The organism is Pseudomonas sp. VEM90 (assembly GCF_054611535.1).
Genome location: NZ_JBTRAR010000002.1, coordinates 354,059 through 372,510 on the forward strand (window position 1 = coordinate 354,059; position 18,452 = coordinate 372,510).

Annotated in this window: 16 protein-coding genes and 1 rRNA gene; 4 read left to right on the forward strand and 13 right to left on the reverse strand. The window is 59.9% G+C overall.

Going from position 1 to position 18,452, the window contains the following annotated elements:
- From ACYCCG_RS04030 to ACYCCG_RS04040, 3 genes are all read right to left on the reverse strand, one after another.
- Positions 1–1,659: a Na/Pi cotransporter family protein gene (locus tag ACYCCG_RS04030; protein WP_176683033.1), complete on the reverse strand. Its 1,659-nt coding sequence runs from the start codon at positions 1,657–1,659 to the stop codon at positions 1–3.
- Positions 1,660–1,930: 271 nt separating this feature from the next.
- Positions 1,931–2,701: a TerC family protein gene (locus ACYCCG_RS04035; protein WP_176683034.1), complete on the reverse strand. Its 771-nt coding sequence runs from the start codon at positions 2,699–2,701 to the stop codon at positions 1,931–1,933.
- Positions 2,702–2,770: 69 nt separating this feature from the next.
- A complete protein-coding gene (locus ACYCCG_RS04040; RefSeq protein ID WP_176683035.1) occupies positions 2,771–4,078 on the reverse strand; it encodes a CitMHS family transporter in 1,308 nt (435 codons plus the stop codon).
- 267 nt (positions 4,079–4,345) lie between these two features.
- On the opposite strand from ACYCCG_RS04040, the gene ACYCCG_RS04045 reads away from it, so the two are divergent.
- Positions 4,346–4,747: a GFA family protein gene (locus ACYCCG_RS04045; RefSeq protein WP_209968864.1), complete on the forward strand. Its 402-nt coding sequence runs from the start codon at positions 4,346–4,348 to the stop codon at positions 4,745–4,747.
- Positions 4,748–4,786: 39 nt separating this feature from the next.
- Here the strand turns inward: ACYCCG_RS04045 and ACYCCG_RS04050 are convergent, their stop codons facing one another.
- The 10 genes from ACYCCG_RS04050 to ACYCCG_RS04095 form a co-directional block, all read right to left on the reverse strand.
- On the reverse strand, positions 4,787–6,742 hold the full coding sequence (locus ACYCCG_RS04050) for a DUF7844 domain-containing protein (RefSeq protein WP_209968861.1): 1,956 nt from the start codon (positions 6,740–6,742) through the stop codon (positions 4,787–4,789).
- Positions 6,739–7,059, reverse strand: coding sequence for a DUF2388 domain-containing protein (locus ACYCCG_RS04055; RefSeq protein WP_021784622.1), 321 nt, complete (start codon positions 7,057–7,059; stop codon positions 6,739–6,741). The genes ACYCCG_RS04050 and ACYCCG_RS04055 overlap by 4 nt, the downstream gene beginning before the upstream one ends.
- 36 nt (positions 7,060–7,095) lie before the next feature.
- Entirely contained in the window at positions 7,096–7,389 is a 294-nt protein-coding gene (locus tag ACYCCG_RS04060; RefSeq protein ID WP_176683038.1) for a DUF2388 domain-containing protein, read from the reverse strand.
- 89 nt (positions 7,390–7,478) lie between these two features.
- Positions 7,479–7,796 carry a DUF2388 domain-containing protein gene (locus ACYCCG_RS04065; protein ID WP_176683039.1) on the reverse strand — a complete coding sequence of 106 codons (318 nt, stop codon included), beginning with the start codon at positions 7,794–7,796 and terminating at the stop codon, positions 7,479–7,481.
- 309 nt (positions 7,797–8,105) lie between these two features.
- Complete coding sequence (locus tag ACYCCG_RS04070) at positions 8,106–8,321, reverse strand: DUF1127 domain-containing protein (protein WP_021784625.1); 216 nt, start codon at positions 8,319–8,321, stop codon at positions 8,106–8,108.
- A gap of 445 nt (positions 8,322–8,766) precedes the next feature.
- Positions 8,767–10,260 (reverse strand): acetyl-CoA hydrolase/transferase family protein, encoded by a 1,494-nt coding sequence (locus ACYCCG_RS04075; protein WP_459669495.1) that lies wholly within the window; start codon positions 10,258–10,260, stop codon positions 8,767–8,769.
- 186 nt (positions 10,261–10,446) lie between these two features.
- Positions 10,447–11,883, reverse strand: a complete 1,437-nt coding sequence (locus ACYCCG_RS04080; RefSeq protein WP_176683041.1) for an NAD(P)(+) transhydrogenase (Re/Si-specific) subunit beta — start codon at positions 11,881–11,883, stop codon at positions 10,447–10,449.
- 2 nt (positions 11,884–11,885) lie between these two features.
- Positions 11,886–12,200 carry an NAD(P) transhydrogenase subunit alpha part 2 gene (locus tag ACYCCG_RS04085; RefSeq protein ID WP_003252914.1) on the reverse strand — a complete coding sequence of 105 codons (315 nt, stop codon included), beginning with the start codon at positions 12,198–12,200 and terminating at the stop codon, positions 11,886–11,888.
- A gap of 11 nt (positions 12,201–12,211) precedes the next feature.
- Positions 12,212–13,333 (reverse strand): Re/Si-specific NAD(P)(+) transhydrogenase subunit alpha, encoded by a 1,122-nt coding sequence (locus ACYCCG_RS04090; RefSeq protein WP_021784628.1) that lies wholly within the window; start codon positions 13,331–13,333, stop codon positions 12,212–12,214.
- Positions 13,334–13,752: 419 nt separating this feature from the next.
- Positions 13,753–14,670: a LysR family transcriptional regulator gene (locus tag ACYCCG_RS04095; RefSeq protein WP_176683042.1), complete on the reverse strand. Its 918-nt coding sequence runs from the start codon at positions 14,668–14,670 to the stop codon at positions 13,753–13,755.
- A gap of 160 nt (positions 14,671–14,830) precedes the next feature.
- On the opposite strand from ACYCCG_RS04095, the gene ACYCCG_RS04100 reads away from it, so the two are divergent.
- The 3 genes from ACYCCG_RS04100 to ACYCCG_RS04110 form a co-directional block, all read left to right on the forward strand.
- Positions 14,831–16,012, forward strand: a complete 1,182-nt coding sequence (locus ACYCCG_RS04100) for an acyl-CoA dehydrogenase (RefSeq protein ID WP_003252907.1) — start codon at positions 14,831–14,833, stop codon at positions 16,010–16,012.
- Between the two features lie 13 nt (positions 16,013–16,025).
- Entirely contained in the window at positions 16,026–17,246 is a 1,221-nt protein-coding gene (locus ACYCCG_RS04105) for a CaiB/BaiF CoA transferase family protein (RefSeq protein ID WP_459669500.1), read from the forward strand.
- A 553-nt stretch (positions 17,247–17,799) separates the two neighbouring features.
- Positions 17,800–18,452 (forward strand): 16S ribosomal RNA (locus ACYCCG_RS04110); the annotation flags it as partial.

Genomic DNA, 18,452 nt, shown 5'->3' on the forward strand with positions numbered 1-18,452 from the left:
TCACGGCTGGCGGGCTTCATCGGGCACACTGTCGAGCATCAGCCCTCCGGTGTCCGAGCCGCCCAGTACCACATAGGCACTGCTACAGAACAAAGAGTTCAACCGCTTCATGTCGGCGATCAGCTCCAAGTGTAGCGAACTGGTTTCGATACTTTGCACGACCTTGCGCTGCAGGCGGCTGACATGGGCGTGGGCGAGGCGCCGTTCCTGGGCACGGAACCGGCGCTTTTCCCGCAGCAGCAAGCGGGCGCTTTCCGGGTCTGCACTGAGGAACACTGACAGGCCCAGGCGCAGGTTGGCCAGCAATTGCTCCTGAAGGCCGGACAGCTCTTCCAGGCCTACCCGGGAGAATTCCCGGCGCTGGCTGGTTTTCTGCTGCTGGACCTTGCGCAGCATGCGTTCGATCAGGTCACAGGCGAGTTTGAGGTTAATTGCCAGCTCTATGATTTCGGCCCAGCGGCGGTTGTCCTGCTCGCTGAGGTCTTCCCGTGACATCTGCGCCAGGTACAGCTTGATTGCGCTGTACAGGGCTTCGGCGTCTTCGCCCAAGGCGCGAACTTGCTGTGGCAAGGCAGTCTGGGTACCACGCAGGGCTCCAAGCATGGCTTCGAGCAGGCTGTCGACGATGTCCCCCAGGCGCAAAGTCTCGCGGGCGGCGTTGGCCAGGGCCAGGCTGGGCGTTTCCAAGGCCGAGACGTCGAGGTGGCGCGGACGCATCTGGCCATTGCCGGTTTCCCGTTCAGGCAGCAGGACGTTGCACAGTCGCCCCATCGGTTTGACGGTGGGCAGCATGATCAGACAGCGCAGCGTGTTGTAGAGCAGGTGAAAACCGATGACCAGTTCCTGAGGGCTGAAACTCAGCGAGTCCATCCATTCCACCAGCGGGTGCAGCACAGGGATGATCAGCACCAGGCCGATCAGCTTGTACAGCAAGCTGCCCAAGGCCACCCGACGCCCGGCGCCGTTCTGCATGCTGGTACTGATGAAAGCCAGCAGCCCGCTGCCGATGTTGGCGCCGACCACCAGCCCAATGGCTACCGGCAAGCTGATCAGTTCGGCGCCGGCCAGGGTTGCGGTGAGCAGAACCGCAGCCAGGCTGGAATAGGAAATCATGGCGAACATTGCCCCGACCAGAGCGTCGAGCATGATGTCGCCGGTCAGTGAGGCAAACAGCACTTTCACGCCCTGGGCATGGGTGATTGGCGCAGCTGCCTGCACGATAAGTTCAAGTGCCAGGATGATCAGGCCAAGCCCGATGCCCACCCGACCCAGTTGGCCGGCCCGTGTCTGCTTGCGCGAAAGGAAGAAGATCACGCCAAGGAAGATCAGCAGCGGCGACAGCCAGGACAGGTCGAAGGTCAGTACCCGGGCCATCAGTGCGGTACCCACGTCGGCACCCAGCATGATCGCCAAGGCCGGGGTCATGGCCATCAGACCCTGGCCGACGAACGAGGTGACCAACATGGCCGTGGCGTTGCTGCTTTGAACCATGGCCGTGACCAGAATTCCGGCGATGAATGCCAGCGGGCGCTTGTCCATGTTCTGGCTGATGATGCGCCGCAAGTTTGAGCCGAATACCCGGAGGATGCCGGTACGCACAATGTGGGTACCCCAGACCAGAAGCGTCACGGCCGAGAGCAGGTTGAGCAGGGTCAGCATGGCGAAGGCCCCCTGTTGCAAAGGCCCATCGGGCCAAGAAATGAAACGTGAGCGTTTGAAGAATTTTCAGTGCTCACTCAAAGCTTTAGTTGTTTTGCCCAGCTGTCGCCAGCTTCGCATGGCAGTCATTTATTTGAAACAGATCTGAAATGAATGATTGCCTGTGCGGGTCGCTTCGCGAGCAAGCCCCCACAGTGATCACGCACAGAAAAAAAACGGGCATGAAAAAGGGCCCCGCGAAGGGCCCTTGCTGTACTGCGCTTCCTTGGCCTTATTGACCCGGAATGTCTTTGCGCAGTTTCACCGGTTCATGATCTTTGCCTTCCTTGCGGGCCATGGCGGTGCGCATGCGTATATTGATGGCTTCCACCCCCAGCGAGAAGGCCATGGCGAAGTAGACATAGCCCTTCGGCACATGCACATCGAACGCTTCGGCGATCAGTACGGTACCGACCACGATCAGGAACGACAGCGCGAGCATCTTCAACGACGGGTGCTTGTCGATGAAATTGCTGATGGCGCCGGCGCACAGCATCATCACCAGCACGGCCACGACGATGGCGGCGATCATCACCGGCACGTGGGACACCATGCCCACTGCGGTGATCACCGAGTCCAGCGAGAACACGATGTCGATGATGGCGATCTGGATGATGGTGTAGAAGAACTTGCCACCTGCGCCTTTGGGCTCCTCTGCGTTCTCGTCCTCGCCTTCCAGGCCGTGGTAGATCTCCTGCGAGCTCTTCCACAGCAGGAACAGGCCACCGAAGAACAAAATCAGGTCACGGCCCGAGATGCCTTGGCCGAATACCACGAACAGGTCGGCGGTAAGGCGCATGACCCAGGTAATCGACAGCAGCAGCAGGATACGGGTGACCATGGCCAGGGCCAGGCCGAAGATCCGGGTGCGTGGCTGCATGTGCTTGGGCATGCGGCTGACCAGAATCGAGATCATGATGATGTTGTCGATACCGAGGACGATCTCAAGCGCGGTAAGGGTGAAAAAGGCAACCCAGATTTCCGGGCTGGTCAGCCATTCCATGTATTTTCCTTCGAGCGGTAATGGCAACGCGCCCCGGTCAGGGCGCGTCGCGTACGTGATACGGATGTATTAAAGACTACTGAACAGCGGGAAAATCCCCATCAGCAGTGCGCCGAGCATTATGCACAGGCATACCAGCACTGCCCACTTGAGCGTGAAGCGCTGATGATCGCCGAATTCGATACCGGCCAGGGCCACCAGCAGGTAGGTGGAGGGTACCAGCGGGCTGAGCAGGTGTACCGGCTGCCCGACGATCGACGCACGGGCCATTTCCACGGGGGTGATGCCGTAGTGGCTGGCGGCTTCGGCCAGCACCGGCAGCACGCCGTAGTAGAACGCGTCGTTGGACATGAAGAAGGTGAACGGCATGCTCACGATCGCGGTGATTACAGCCAGGTATGGGCCTAGCGCTTCAGGGATGACCGCCAGCAGGCTCTTGGACATGGCGTCGACCATGCCGGTGCCGGACAGGATACCGGTGAAGATGCCGGCGGCGAAGATCAGCCCGGTCACGGCCAGCACGCTGCCGGCGTGGGCGGCGATGCGGTCCTTCTGTTGTTGCAGGCAGGGGTAGTTGACGATCATGGCGATGCTGAAGGCAATCATGAACAGCACTGGCAGCGGCAGTACACCGGCGATCAGCGCGGCCATCAGGGCGGCGGTCAGGGCACCGTTGAAGTACAGCAGCTTCGGCCGACGTGCGTCCGGGTACTGCGAGACGGTGATTTCGCTGTGGTCGATGTCGTCGGTAGGCAGATGCAGTTCGCCCAGGCGGGCACGTTCGCGCTTGCCATACATGTAGGCAATGGCCAGGATCGCCAGCACACCGAACAGCATGGCCGGGATCATCGGCACGAAGATGTCTGACGGGTCTACGTGCAGGGCGCTGGCAGCACGCGCGGTCGGGCCACCCCACGGGGTCATGTTCATCACACCGCCGGCTAGGATGATCAGGCCAGCCATGATCCGCGGGCTCATGCCCAGGCGGCTGTACATCGGCAGCATGGCGGCGCAGCAGATCATGTAGGTGGTGGCGCCGTCACCGTCCAGCGAGACCACCAGGGCCAGTACAGCGGTGCCGACCGAGACTTTCAGCGGGTCGCCCTTGACCAGCTTGAGGATCTTGCGCACGGCCGGGTCGAACAGGCCGGAATCGATCATCAGGGCGAAATAGAGGATGGCGAACATCAGCATCACGCCGGTAGGTGCGAGCTTGCTGATGCCCTCTAGCATCATGGGGCCGATCTTGGCGGAAAAACCACCGAACAGGGCGAACAGGATCGGTACCAGAATCAGCGCGATCAAGGCCGACAGGCGCTTGCTCATGATCAGGTACATGAAAGTGATGACCATGGCAAAGCCGAGGAAGGTCAGCATGGCAATACTCCAGGCGTGGCGCGGCGAAAGGACAGTCGATTCGGGCGTATCAGCGCGTAGCGCGCTGTGCGGGGAGCATGCGGAGGGGGACTACGAAAAGGCGGGCACAGGAATACATCAGAATCACCATTGTTGTTGTTGATTGGGCCGGGCGCGATATTGACCGGGTGCCCTGGCTGACCGGTCTTGTGCCGGTAGTGGGCGCTATCCTAAAAGGGCAAGCTTTCAGCCAGCTTTCGCTGAAGCAAAGGTGACGAGAGGTAGGTGATGCAGGATGTAACCGAAGGTGGCTGCCATTGTGGTGCCGTGCGCTATCGGCTGGAGGGCAACCTGACGGACATTGCCCACTGTCATTGTTCGATCTGCAGGCGGGTCAGCGGTGGACTGGTGGTCACCTGGCTTACCCTGCCCCGTTCCGGGTTCCAGTGGTTAACGGGCGAGCCGAACTGCTATGTGGCGCCAGCCAGTTGCAGCCGCTACTTCTGTGGGCAGTGTGGGGCGCATGTGGCGCTGGTGACCACGCATAGCCCGCAGACGATCGATGTGACGGTGGCGACGCTGGATCACCCTGAATGGGTGCGAGCCAACCGGCATATCTGGGTGGGCAGCCGGTTGCCCTGGTTGCATCTGGATGAGGATTTACCCTCGGAAAACGAGGAGAGCCTGTAGGAACGGGCTTGCCCGCGAGAGGGCCAGCCCCTGCATGCATCACAACTGCAGACCGCCAGCAGCCTTGTGCAACGCCCGCAAGTGCTCGCCGATCTGCTTCACGTTGGCCTCGACCGCTGCAATTTCCTTGGCTCGCGACGGCTCCAGCAGCGCCCTCACCTCTTTGTCCAGGCTGGTGCTCAAGCGCAACAGCTGTGCCTGCCGCTCTCTGCTCACCTGCTCGAGGTGCTTGCGCTCTTCTGGCTGCGGCAGCCCGTAGCCTTTGGAATCGAGCAACTCTGCCGGGCGGCTTAGAAAACCGCTGTTGGCAAGCATTTGCTTGAGCGTGGCATCGGCTTTGTTGATGCTGCCATCTTTCAATGCTGCGGCATTCAGGTAGCGCTGCTTGACCTCGTCCTGGGCCAGCAGAAGCTGCCGGCGCAAGCTGGCCTGCTCAAGCAGAAGCAGCGCCGCGCTGGTGCGCAGGTCAGCCTTGGTGAACCAACTACGGCGCTGCTCGGCATCGAGGGCCAGCCAGTCCTCGACCAGCGCTTGCTTGATTGGCAACTGCTTTCTCAGCACCTCGAACATCGCCTGGTAGCGGTCGCGATAAGAATCGAAGCGGTAGCCCAGGCGTAGCGCTTCGCGTGGGTTATCAAGCACGCTGGTGTCTGCCAGCCCCCTGCCCTTGAGCACGGCCAGCAAACCGTTGGGCATGATGCTGTCCAGGTCGTTGAGGCGCGGATTGGCGGTGCCGCTGCGCAGCAGCTTCAATGACTCCACTGCACAGTTGTTGGACAGGAACCAGTAGTTGCCGTCATAGCTCCAGTGCATCTCGGCGGCCTGGCGCACCAGGTTCTCGATTTCGTCGCGGTTGAGCTTCAAGGGCACCGAGGCCAGGCTGCGCAGCTCGGTCTTGGTGTATTCGTCGATCACCTGGCCCAGCGGCAGCACGAATAGCCGCGACGGGTAGTTGCCGACCAGGCCGTCCCAGCTGGACAGTTGCACGTCGTTGACGAAGGCGCGGTACGACAGAACCAGGCTTTGGTCGAGGTCCAAGCGGCAATCTGGTCCGCGTGGGCGGCCCGGCTTGCAGATCACCAGGCGCAGCATGCTGTGCCCCCAACGGCTGGCCAGGTTCTGATTGGCTTCAGCCAGCAGGTAGTCCACTTCGTAGACCCGCTCCGGGTCGATTTCACCTAGCGGCTGGCGGGCGAAGTCGCTGCCGGCATTGATGAAGGGTAAGCCTTTGGCACAGGTGCTCTGTTGCGGTGCCCAGCCGAAGTGTTCGTGAAGGTATTGGTACAGCGCCGGGCGACGGCAGCTGTAGCTCGGGTCGAGGAGGAAATACTCCATGTTGACCGCGATGTATTCCTTGGGGCTGCTCAACTCATAGCTGTCGGGGCTGCGCACGAATTGGCCATTGTGCTGTTCGCGCTCGCCACGTCGGCCCACGTACTGCTGCCACCCGGCCAGGTCGAGCAGGCGTGGGTCGTCGCTCAGGGTGAAGCGGCGGTCGGCCTGGCCGCGGCATTCTTCCGGCAGGCCGACCTTGCCTAGCGTGCCTTGCTGGCGCTTGCAGCGTGCAATCACTGATTTTTCGGCGCTGGGCCACAGGCGGGCACGGTCGTAGAGATGGGTGAGCTCGTGCAGCACGGTGGCCAGCAGCTCTTCACGCACCGTGCCATGTGGGCGATTGGTGCGCTCGCTGGCGGCGCTGCCATCGGTGAGGCTGGGCAGCAAGCGGCGGTTGAGCTCGAGGGTGGATATCAGTGATGCCTGCCCGTAAGTGTCGGGCGGCATGCTGTCGCTCCAGCTGACCCGCACGCGGCGGTCCAGCTGCTGCTTGAAACGCGGTGGCAGCTTGCCCACTGCCTCGTCGAGCAGGGCTTGGGAGGCTTGTGCTTGTTGCGGGTCGAGGCCGGAGGCCTGCAGCTCAAGCTGCAGGTCGGCCAAGGCGGGCGTGCCGAGCAGCGTCAGGGCGCAGCCGAGCAGCCAGGCACGCACGCGCTTCACAGTGCGAGTATGGCTTCAGCCAGTACCTGGTCGCTGGCGCTGCGCGCTTCCGGTACGCGCTCGCGCAGGGTATTGAAGGCGGCCTCGAGTTGGACGCCGCGGATGTCACCGTTGCTGGCGACGAAGCTTGCAGCGTCGTCGTGGGCTTCGCGCACCACTTTGGAGTCGCGGATCGATGTGGTGGTGTCCGAGGTGAAGTCGATCGAACGGCCAAAGGCACGCACGATGATGTTGCTGGTGGCCACCAGGGTCTGTGCCTGGGCCAGGTCGGCCAGCAGCAGCATGCCGAGGGAAGCGGCAATCAGCGGTTTGCGCATGGAGCATCTCCGAAAAATACAGGGAGTCAGGTGTAGTTATTGGACGAGAATTGCCTGCGCCAGTTCCAGATCGCCGACGGCGTGTCGTGCGCAATTGTGGCGTAATGATTCCAAGGCGGCTTCCAGGCGTGCACCACGGATCTGCCCGTCGCTGGCAACGAATGCGGCGGCATCGTCGCGGGCCTGGGTGACCAGTTTGCGATCGAACGGTGCGGTTGTGACCTGGCTGGTGACATAGCCGGTGATGACCAGGCTTTGTGTGGTGGTATCCATGGCATGGGCGCTGGCCATGCCTGCGGTGGCGAACAGCAACGGCAACAGATAACGCATGAGCTTTCTTGAAGGCTGGAAAAATGAACGGCGAAGCCTACCTCAGGTGCGAGGGCCGAAGCCAACGCACCTGTTGTGCATGGCGCGTATCAGAGTGCCAGGATGGCCTGGGCCAGTTGTGCATCGCTGGCTTGCAGGGCCGGCATGTTCGAACGGATGTGTACAAAGGCGCTTTCCAGTCGGGCGCCGCGGATAGCGCCCTGAGTGCCGACGAAGCTGGCAGCGTCATCGCGGGCTGCCTGGACAATCTTGTCGTCGCGGAACGAAGAGCTCACGTCGGAAGTGGCGTCGGTGGAGGCAGCAACGGCGCCCACTACCGCGTCGGTGGTGACAACGAAACTGGTGGCGTTGGCAGTGCCGGCCAAGCCTAGCAGCAGGACGGCGCCAAGCAGGTGTTTACGGTTCATGATTGTGGACTCCTGGGTAGGTCAGGTTGGTTCTGCTGTATCGGACGTTTGCAGGGCGCGTCACGGTACGTTTTCATCAACTGGTTCTAGCAGACGGTTAGGCCAAGCGTACCACGCAGTGCTGCCTAGAGATGACAACGACCGCAATGCCAGGTAACTGTTATGGTTTATTTAAGTTTCTGTAAAACTGTACCTGTCGCAATCTGAAGCACGCTACTGCGCGTCTGTCGGGCAATAAAAAACCCGCTGCAGTCACCTGCAACGGGTTTGAGGAATTCACGGTGCCGGCGAAGCCGGCAAGCCGGGAGCTTAGCGCCAGAAAGGCTTGCTCAGCTCTTCGTAACGCTGCGACTCGCTGATACCGGCATCTGCAAGCAGGCGGGAGTCCAGGCGAGCCAGTTGACGACGGCTGGTCATACGACGCTGCCACAGCAGCAGGGTCGACAATGCGCGCAGTGGCATCGAGGCGTTGGATTGCTGGGCGTTGCTTTCAAAAACCAGACCGGAACTGAGGGTACGTTCCATGATGCTTCATCCTTCCGCTTATGGCGGGATTAGGTAGTGATTTAACTGATGCCAATGATCCTCCTCTGTCGTCCATAACAGTAGATACAGTTCAGGTGAAAGACGATGGCTCAGTTAACTGTGTAACCCTACTGTTGCACTCGAAATAGGCGCAACTGTACCGGTCTGCACACATATGGTGCGTTTTACTGCGGTTGAGGTTTTAGAAAGGCGGGGAAGGGTTAAAATACCAGTACAGTAGAACAGTTTTAAACGTTAACTGCGTGGCACAGATTTGCTGACCCGGTCGCGTGTCGTGACAAGGTCGGAAGTGGAACCGAGAATGTCAGCAATACAGCGGAGATTGCAGGGGGCTGCTGTGCAGCCCATCGCGACACGCGGCCGCTCCCACAGGTCGCGTTAGCGGAACAGCGGGGGGAAAGCCGCTGTTCTTGCTACGACTGGATCAGCTAGCCAGCATGCGCCCGGTTTCTTCCAGGTTTTCGTGCCAGCTCAGGGCTTCACGCAGGATGTGCGGGGTATGGCCGCCACGCTGGCAGGCGCGGTCGAAGTAATCGTTCAGTGCAGCGCGGTAGTCTGGGTGCACGCAGTTGTCGATGATCGCCCGCGCCCGCTCGCGCGGCGCCAGGCCACGCAGGTCCGCCAGCCCCTGCTCGGTGACCAGTATGTCCACGTCGTGCTCGGTGTGGTCGACATGGCTGACCATTGGTACCACGCTGGAAATCGCGCCACCTTTGGCAATCGACTTGGTGACGAAGACCGCCAGGTGAGCATTACGGGCGAAGTCGCCGGAGCCACCGATGCCGTTCATCATCCTGGTGCCGCAGACGTGGGTGGAGTTGACGTTGCCGTAGATATCGAACTCCAGTGCGGTGTTGATACCGATGATGCCCAGGCGACGTACCACTTCCGGGTGGTTGGAGATCTCTTGCGGGCGTAGTACCAGCTTGTCCTTGTAGCGCTCCAGGTTACCGAATACATCGGCATTGCGGCGCGTCGACAGGGTGATCGAGCTGCCCGAGGCGAAGCTCAGCTTGCCGGCGTCGATCAGGTCGAAGGTGGAGTCCTGCAGTACTTCGGAGTACATGGTCAGTTCTTCGAACGGTGACGCGATCAGGCCGCACATCACCGCGTTGGCAATGCTGCCAATGCCGGCCTGCAGCGGGCCAAGCTTGTTGGTCATGCGGCCTGCGTCCACTTCCTTCTTGAGGAAGTTGATCAGGTGGTCGGCGATGCCCTGGGTTTCGTCATCTGGCGGCAGCACAGTGGACGGCGAGTCCGGCTGATCGCTGATGACGATACCGACGATCTTGGCCGGGTCGATCGGGATCGCGGTGCTGCCGATGCGGTCGTCGACCTTGACCAGCGGGATTGGCGTGCGGGTCGGGCGGTAGGTTGGGATATAGATGTCGTGCAGGCCTTCGAGGTTGGTGTTGTGCGAGAGGTTGATCTCCACAATCACTTGCTTGGCGAAGATCGCGAAGCTGGCCGAGTTGCCCACCGAAGTGGTTGGCACGATGTGGCCTTGCTCGGTAATGGCCACGGCTTCGATGACCGCGATGTCCGGCAGCTTCAGCTGCTGGTTGCGCAGTTGCTCGACGGTTTCCGACAGGTGCTGGTCGATGAACATCACCTGGCCGTCATTGATGGCTTTGCGCAGGGTGCTGTCGACCTGGAACGGCATGCGGCGGGCCAGTACACCGGCCTCGGTCAGTTGTTTGTCCAGGTCATTGCCCAGGCTGGCGCCGGTCATCAGGCTGATTTTCAGTGGCGATTGCTTGGCACGTTCGGCCAGTGCATGCGGTACGGCCTTGGCTTCGCCGGCGCGGGTGAAGCCGCTCATGCCGACAGTCATGCCGTCCTCGATCAGACCAGCGGCATCAGCCGCACTCATTACCTTGCTGTGCAGGGAGGACAAGCGGATACGATCACGGTACATGGATTGTTATCTCGGGCTACTGAAACTACTGCAGCGCAGTCTAGAGATTTCGCCCATTGCCGTCCCACGACCATGGTCGTATGAGAAGCCTTGTATTTGAGCCGTTGATCCGGATCAACAAAAGAAAAGCCCCGGCAGATTCTGACCGGGGCTTCCTTTATATCAGCGGGTTTGTAGCGACTGTTGTCACTCCACCGCCTTGACCATGTCCTCGATGACCTTCTTGGCGTCACCGAACACCATCATGGTCTTGTCCAGATAGAACAGTTCGTTGTCCAGGCCGGCATAGCCACTGGCCATGGAGCGTTTGTTGACGATGATGGTCTTGGCCTTGAACGCTTCGAGGATCGGCATGCCGGCGATTGGCGACTTGGGATCGTTCTTCGCCGCCGGGTTGACCACGTCGTTGGCGCCCAGCACCAGCACCACGTCGGCCTGGCCGAACTCGGCGTTGATGTCTTCCATCTCGAATACCTGATCGTACGGCACTTCAGCCTCGGCCAGCAGTACGTTCATGTGCCCGGGCATACGGCCCGCCACCGGGTGAATCGCATACTTCACGGTCACCCCGTTGTGGGTCAGCTTCTCGGTCAGCTCTTTCAGCGCGTGCTGGGCACGGGCCACCGCCAGGCCGTAGCCCGGGACGATGATCACGCTGTCGGCATTGCTGAGCAGGAAGGTGGCATCGTCAGCCGAGCCGGACTTCACCGGCCGCTGTTCTTGCGAACCCTGCGCCGCGCCAGCGTCGGTATCGCCACCGAAGCCGCCGAGGATGACGTTGAAGAACGAACGGTTCATCGCCTTGCACATGATGTACGAGAGGATGGCACCGGACGAACCTACCAGGGAGCCGGCGATGATCAGCATCGAGTTGTTCAGCGAGAAGCCGATGCCGGCCGCTGCCCAGCCCGAGTAGCTGTTGAGCATCGACACCACCACTGGCATGTCGGCGCCGCCGATCGGAATAATGATCAGCACACCCATGATGAAGGCCAGGACCAGCATCAGAGTGAAGGCACTGTAGTGGCCAGTGAAAGTGAACAGCAAGCCTAGGGCGATGGTTGTCAGGCCGAGGATCAGGTTCAGTTTGTGCTGGCCAGCGAACTGTACCGGTGCGCCCTGGAACAGGCGGAACTTGTACTTGCCCGACAGCTTGCCAAAGGCGATCACCGAGCCGGAGAAGGTAATGGCACCGATGGCAGCGCCGAGGAACAGTTCCAGGCGGTTACCGGTAGGGATCGGGTCGCTGATGGCAGCCACAATGCCCATCGACTGCGGCTCCAGTACGGCGGCAATGGCGATGAATACCGCGGCCAGGCCGATCATGCTGTGCATGAAGGCGACCAGTTCGGGCATCTTGGTCATCTCGACGCGCTTGGCCATGATCGAGCCGGCGGTGCCGCCGACCAGCAGGCCGACGATGACATAGCCGATACCGGCGGTGGCAAGTTCAGCCCCGAGTTTATAAATGAGGCCAACCGTAGTGAGGATGGCGAGCCCCATGCCGATCATGCCGAACAAATTGCCGCGCCGCGAGGTGGTCGGGTGCGACAGGCCCTTGAGCGCCTGGATGAAGCACACCGAGGCGACGAGGTAGAGGAGCGTTACCAGATTCATGCTCATGCTTACTTCTTCGCCTCGTTCTTGGTTTTCTTCTTGAACATCTCAAGCATGCGGCGGGTGACCAGGAAGCCACCGAACACGTTGACTGCGGCAAGGGCTACGGCCAGCGTGCCCATCAACTTGCCGGCCGGGGTCACGGTCAGGGCTGCGGCCAGCATGGCGCCGACGATCACGATTGCCGAGATGGCATTGGTGACCGCCATCAATGGGGTGTGCAGCGCCGGGGTGACGTTCCACACCACGTGGTAACCCACATAGATGGCCAGCACGAAAATGATCAGGTTATAGATGCCGTGGGAAATCAGCATGTCTTCCATTGTCGTGCTCCTTAGCCGTTTTTGCGGACGACTTGACCATCACGGCACATCAGGCAGGCCGCGACGATGTCGTCTTCGAGGTTGATGATCAGCGCGCCGTCCTTGTCGAACAGCAGCTTCATGAAGTCCAGCAGGTTGCGTGCATACAGTGCCGAAGCATCGGCACCCACCTGGGCCGGCAGGTTGGTCGGGCCGACGATGGTCACGCCATTCTCCTGCACCACCTGGTCTGCGACGGTCAGCGGGCAGTTGCCGCCTTGGGCGGCAGCCAGGTCGATGACTACCGAGCCAGGCTTCATCTGCGCCACGGTTTCGGCGCTTAGCAGGGTCGGCGCCTTGCGGCCAGGGATCAGCGCGGTGGTGATGACGATATCGGACTGCTTGGCGCGCTCGTGCACGGCCTGGGCCTGGCGCTGCATCCAACTGGCCGGCATTGGTCGGGCATAGCCGCCAACGCCTTCGGCGCACTCTCGCTCCTCGTCGGTCTCGTATGGCACGTCGATGAATTTTGCGCCCAGTGATTCGATCTGCTCTTTCACAGCAGGGCGAACGTCGGATGCTTCGATCACCGCACCCAGGCGCTTGGCTGTGGCGATGGCCTGCAAGCCGGCAACGCCGGCACCCAGGACCAGCACGCGTGCCGCCTTGACGGTACCGGCAGCGGTCATCAGCATCGGCATGAAGCGTGGGTAGTGATGGGCTGCCAGCAACACGGCCTTGTAGCCGGCGATGTTGGCCTGCGACGACAGCACGTCCAGGCTCTGCGCCCGCGATGTTCGCGGCGCGGCTTCCAGGGCGAAGGCGGTAATACCGCGTTCGGCCATCTTGCCGATCAGTTCCCCGTTGAAGGGGTTGAGCATGCCCACCAGAAGGCTGCCGCTGTTGATCAGGGCCAGTTCCTGGTCGTTGGGGGCGACCACTTTGAGTACCAATTGGGCGCCGTAGGCATCGGCAGCGCTCCCAATGGAAGCACCCACGGCTTCATAGGCACTGTCCGGAATGGCGGCGTTGAGCCCTGCCCCCCGTTGAACGGTGACCTGATGGCCCTGGCCAATCAGTTTCTTGATGGTTTCGGGGGTCGCAGCGACCCTTGTCTCACCGGTCTGCGTCTCGAGAGGAACACCAATGTGCACGACTATTTCTCCTGCGGTGACCTTTTGTCTTTGTAGAAGCCAGCACACTTCGGATGGTGCGCTGGGGCGGCTGTGGAGCGCCAACCCGCCGGATCCCGGGCGGGGCGAAGCATTTTGCAGACGAACCCAGAGGCCTTCAACCGGTTCTGGAGCGAAACGAAGTCAAAACTACAAGTCACCCTGTGACCGCTTGTCGCAGTGATAGGGCTGCAGCCCGTCAAGCATGGACCATTGGCAGATTAGGAGAAAAAATCAAAAAAAAATCGGCCAATTCGCTTACGACTAGTTGGATGTCGCAAAATAACTCGCTAAGCCGCGTACTTAGCAGGGTTAAAGGGTATTTTTGTGCTTGCGTTACAGTTTGCGTATATGCGACATATACATATATCTGTAGGTGTTTAAAATAATTGACTACAGAGTCAATTTGTCGCGCTTGTCCCTGTCTTATTGATGTAGGCCTGAGCCTGGCTCACAAGCCAGTCGCGAAAAGCTCGTAGCGAGGCCGACTCCACCTTGCGCTCTGGAATCATCAGATAGTAGGCCTTGTCGCTACTCAGGGCATGCCTGTTAGCGACCACCAGCCTACCCTCCTCCAACTCCCGCTGGATCAGGAACGGTGGTATCAGGGCAATGCCCATGTCGTGCATGGCCGCCTGGGCGAGCATCGAGAATAGTTCATAGCGCGGGCCTGTCATGTCGCGCTCAACGTGCATGCCCACACTGCCGAACCATTGCCGCCAGGCATACGGGCGTGTGCTCTGCTGCAGCAATGGTAGTTGCGCGATGTGGCGTGCTTCGAGCACGCCTTGGCCGTTCAGCAGTGTCGGGCTGCAAACCGGTACCGGGTTTTCGCCCATCAGTTGGTGCGACTGGGTGCCTGACCAGTCTGCATCACCAAAATAGATGGCTGCATCGAAGGCAGTGTCGGCAAACAGGAAGGGCCGGGTGCGGTTGGTAAGGTTGACCGTGACCTCCGGATGGCGCTGCTGGAAGTCCTTGAGCCGTGGTAGCAGCCATTGAGTGCCAAACGTCGGTACTACCGCCAGTTCGATCACATTGGCGCCTTGCTGGCGCATCACTGACAAGGTATCGCGCTCCACGGCATCCAGTTGGGCCGCCACCTGGCGACTGTAGGACAGGCCGGCTTCAGTCAGCGTCACGCCGCGGCGCGAACGGCGGAACAGTTCCACATTGAGGAAGGCTTCAAGACCGCCGATCTGCCGACAGACGGCACCCTGGGTCAGTGCGAGTTCCTGGGCAGCCTTGGTAAAGCTCTCGTTACGGGCTGCCGCCTCGAAGCAAATCAGGGCGGCGGTACTGGGGATCTTACGGCGCATGTACGTCAACCTCACTTGTAAGGCTGTCAATAAGGCGTTTTGCCGATTTACGGAGTGACAAAATATCACTAATCGGTGCGCAATCCTCGTTTGTCCCCGCCGCCGATCAGGCCTAGGCTCAAAGGCACAAGAAACTGCCCCCTATTTCGAGGATTCGCTCATGGCCGGTAAAGCAAGCTTCAACTGGATCGACCCGTTGCTGCTGGATCAGCAGCTCACTGAAGAAGAGCGCATGGTGCGTGACAGCGCTTATCAGTTCGCCCAGGACAAGCTGGCACCGCGTGTGCTCGAGGCCTTCCGCCACGAGCAGACCGACCCCGCGATCTTCCGCGAGATGGGTGAAGTCGGCCTGTTGGGTGCAACCATCCCCGAGCAATACGGTGGCAGCGGCCTGAACTATGTGTGCTACGGCCTTATTGCTCGCGAAGTGGAACGTATCGACTCGGGTTACCGCTCGATGATGAGCGTGCAGTCGTCGCTGGTGATGGTGCCGATCAACGAATTTGGCACCGAAGCGCAAAAGCAGAAGTACCTCCCCAAACTGGCCAGTGGCGAGTGGATTGGTTGCTTCGGTCTGACCGAGCCTAACCATGGCTCCGATCCTGGCTCGATGATTACCCGGGCGAGGAAGGTCGATGGTGGCTACCGGCTGACCGGCAGCAAGATGTGGATCACCAACAGTCCCATCGCCGATGTGTTCGTGGTGTGGGCCAAGGATGATGCAGGCGATATCCGTGGCTTTGTACTGGAAAAAGGCTGGCAAGGTCTCAGTGCCCCGGCCATTCATGGCAAGGTTGGCCTGCGCGCCTCGATCACTGGTGAAATCGTCATGGACAATGTGTTCGTGCCGGAAGAGAACATCTTCCCGGACGTGCGTGGCCTCAAGGGCCCGTTCACCTGTCTGAATTCGGCTCGCTATGGTATTTCGTGGGGGGCGCTGGGTGCCGCTGAAGCCTGCTGGCACACCGCCCGCCAATACACCTTGGATCGTCAGCAGTTTGGTCGTCCACTGGCCGCCAACCAGTTGATACAGAAGAAGCTGGCCGACATGCAGACCGAAATCACCCTGGCGCTGCAGGGCTGCCTGCGTCTGGGGCGCATGAAGGATGAAGGGACGGCTGCGGTGGAGATCACCTCCATCATGAAGCGCAATTCCTGCGGCAAGGCGCTGGATATCGCCCGTATGGCGCGTGACATGCTGGGCGGCAACGGCATCTCCGACGAGTTTGGTGTGGCCCGTCATCTGGTTAACCTGGAGGTGGTCAACACCTATGAAGGTACCCACGACGTGCATGCACTTATCCTGGGGCGTGCGCAGACTGGTATCCAGGCGTTCTATTAATAAGGAGCAAGCCATGGGCGCGCTATCACATCTGCGGGTGCTAGACCTTTCGCGCGTGTTGGCCGGCCCGTGGTCTGGTCAGATTCTGGCTGACCTTGGCGCCGACGTGATCAAGGTCGAGCGCCCTGGCAGTGGCGACGATACCCGCTCATGGGGGCCGCCTTTCCTAAAGGATGTCGAAGGTGAGGACACCAGTGAGGCGGCTTACTACCTGTCGGCCAACCGCAACAAGCGCTCGGTGACCATCGACTTTACCCAGCCAGAGGGGCAGCGGTTGGTGCGGGAGCTGGCGGCGAAGTGCGATATCGTCATAGAGAACTTCAAGGTGGGTGGGCTGGCTGCCTATGGCCTGGACTACCAGAGCCTCAAGGCGGTAAACCCGCAGCTCATCTATTGCTCCATTACCGGCTTCGGTCAGACCGGGCCCTATGCCAAGCGCGCTGGCTATGACTTCATGATCCAGGGATTGGGTGGGCTGATGAGCCTGACCGGTCGTCCGGAGGGTGAAGAAGGCGCGGGGCCGGTCAAGGTGGGTGTGGCGCTTACCGATATTCTGACCGGGTTGTATTCCACGGTCGCCATGCTGGCTGCTCTCGCCCACCGGGATCAGACAGGGATCGGCCAACATGTCGACATGGCATTGCTCGATGTGCAGGTCGCCTGTCTGGCGAACCAGGCAATGAACTACCTGACCACGGGCACCCCTCCTCGTCGGCTGGGCAATGCACACCCCAATATAGTCCCCTACCAGGACTTTCCGACGGCAGATGGCGATTTCATTCTTACTGTGGGTAATGACAGCCAGTTCCGTAAGTTCGCCGAGGTGGCTGGGCAGCCGCAGTGGGCGGAAGACCCGCGCTTCGTTACCAATAAGCTGCGGGTGGCCAACCGGGCCGAGCTGATACCATTGATCCGTCAGGCTACGGTATTCAAGACCACGGCTGAGTGGGTGGCCCAGCTGGAGGCTGCTGGAGTGCCATGTGGGCCTATCAATAACCTGGCGCAGATGTTCCAGGACCCTCAGGTATCGGCGCGTGGGTTGGCGGTGAGTATTCCGCATCCATTGGCGGGTAATGTGCCGCAGGTTGCGAGCCCGATACGGTTGTCGGAGACGCCAGTGGAGTATCGCCGGGCGCCACCACTGCTGGGCGAGCACACCGAAGTGGTGCTGGGGGAATTATTGGGGCTGGATGCCGGCGAGGTACAGCGTCTGCGTGTTGCGGGTGTGCTTTAGATGAAAAGCGGGGAGGCCGACAGGCCTCCCCGCTTTGCTTTTCTGCGCTATCAAGGTTTATTGAAATTAAAGGTTGACGCCCTCGCGAATCCCCTTATAATGCGCCCCACTTCCAGCGACAACGGAACGACAAACTCCTTGAAATTCAATGAGTTAGACAATTCTGAAGGTGCTGTAAGGGCTACGATCAAATGATCGAAAGCGGTTGAAAAGGTGGTTGACAGTGCTTCTAAGTGCTGTATGATTCGCCTCCCGCTACGAGAGATCGCAGCGAGCCAAGTGTTTGAAGCTAAACGAGTTTCTCGCAAAAAACTTCAAAATAAACGCTTGACAGGCTCTGAGGAAAGCGTAGAATGCGCGCCTCGGTTGAGACGAAAAGATCTTAACCAAACGCTCTTTAACAAATCGAATCAAGCAATTCGTGTGGGTGCTTGTGAGTACGGACTGATAGTCAAAAAGATTATCAGCATCACAAGTGGCCATGCGAGAAATCACATAGTCATTTGAGATTGCTGAGCCAAGTTTAGGGTTTCTTAAAAACCCAAGCAGTATTGAACTGAAGAGTTTGATCATGGCTCAGATTGAACGCTGGCGGCAGGCCTAACACATGCAAGTCGAGCGGATGACGGGAGCTTGCTCCTTGATTCAGCGGCGGACGGGTGAGTAATGCCTAGGAATCTGCCTGGTAGTGGGGGACAACGTTTCGAAAGGAACGCTAATACCGCATACGTCCTACGGGAGAAAGCAGGGGACCTTCGGGCCTTGCGCTATCAGATGAGCCTAGGTCGGATTAGCTAGTTGGTGGGGTAATGGCTCACCAAGGCGACGATCCGTAACTGGTCTGAGAGGATGATCAGTCACACTGGAACTGAGACACGGTCCAGACTCCTACGGGAGGCAGCAGTGGGGAATATTGGACAATGGGCGAAAGCCTGATCCAGCCATGCCGCGTGTGTGAAGAAGGTCTTCGGATTGTAAAGCACTTTAAGTTGGGAGGAAGGGCAGTAAGCTAATACCTTGCTGTTTTGACGTTACCGACAGAATAAGCACCGGCTAACTCTGTGCCAGCAGCCGCGGTAATACAGAGGGTGCAAGCGTTAATCGGAATTACTGGGCGTAAAGCGCGCGTAGGTGGTTTGTTAAGTTGGATGTGAAAGCCCCGGGCTCAACCTGGGAACTGCATCCAAAACTGGCAAGCTAGAGTAC

What these genes read in the sequence shown, in the direction of transcription:
- ACYCCG_RS04085 (WP_003252914.1), bottom strand. Translation starts at nt 12,200, where the DNA reads ATGGAAGACATGCTGATTTCCCACGGCATCTATAACCTGATCATTTTC.
- ACYCCG_RS04030 (WP_176683033.1), bottom strand. Translation starts at nt 1,659, where the DNA reads ATGCTGACCCTGCTCAACCTGCTCTCGGCCGTGACGCTTCTGGTCTGG.
- ACYCCG_RS04035 (WP_176683034.1), bottom strand. Translation starts at nt 2,701, where the DNA reads ATGGAATGGCTGACCAGCCCGGAAATCTGGGTTGCCTTTTTCACCCTT.
- ACYCCG_RS04045 (WP_209968864.1), top strand. Translation starts at nt 4,346, where the DNA reads ATGCAGGATGTAACCGAAGGTGGCTGCCATTGTGGTGCCGTGCGCTAT.
- ACYCCG_RS04065 (WP_176683039.1), bottom strand. Translation starts at nt 7,796, where the DNA reads ATGAACCGTAAACACCTGCTTGGCGCCGTCCTGCTGCTAGGCTTGGCC.
- ACYCCG_RS04075 (WP_459669495.1), bottom strand. Translation starts at nt 10,260, where the DNA reads ATGTACCGTGATCGTATCCGCTTGTCCTCCCTGCACAGCAAGGTAATG.
- ACYCCG_RS04080 (WP_176683041.1), bottom strand. Translation starts at nt 11,883, where the DNA reads ATGAGCATGAATCTGGTAACGCTCCTCTACCTCGTCGCCTCGGTGTGC.
- ACYCCG_RS04040 (WP_176683035.1), bottom strand. Translation starts at nt 4,078, where the DNA reads ATGCTGACCTTCCTCGGCTTTGCCATGGTCATCACTTTCATGTACCTG.
- ACYCCG_RS04070 (WP_021784625.1), bottom strand. Translation starts at nt 8,321, where the DNA reads ATGGAACGTACCCTCAGTTCCGGTCTGGTTTTTGAAAGCAACGCCCAG.
- ACYCCG_RS04100 (WP_003252907.1), top strand. Translation starts at nt 14,831, where the DNA reads ATGGCCGGTAAAGCAAGCTTCAACTGGATCGACCCGTTGCTGCTGGAT.
- ACYCCG_RS04095 (WP_176683042.1), bottom strand. Translation starts at nt 14,670, where the DNA reads ATGCGCCGTAAGATCCCCAGTACCGCCGCCCTGATTTGCTTCGAGGCG.
- ACYCCG_RS04105 (WP_459669500.1), top strand. Translation starts at nt 16,026, where the DNA reads ATGGGCGCGCTATCACATCTGCGGGTGCTAGACCTTTCGCGCGTGTTG.
- ACYCCG_RS04055 (WP_021784622.1), bottom strand. Translation starts at nt 7,059, where the DNA reads ATGCGCAAACCGCTGATTGCCGCTTCCCTCGGCATGCTGCTGCTGGCC.
- ACYCCG_RS04060 (WP_176683038.1), bottom strand. Translation starts at nt 7,389, where the DNA reads ATGCGTTATCTGTTGCCGTTGCTGTTCGCCACCGCAGGCATGGCCAGC.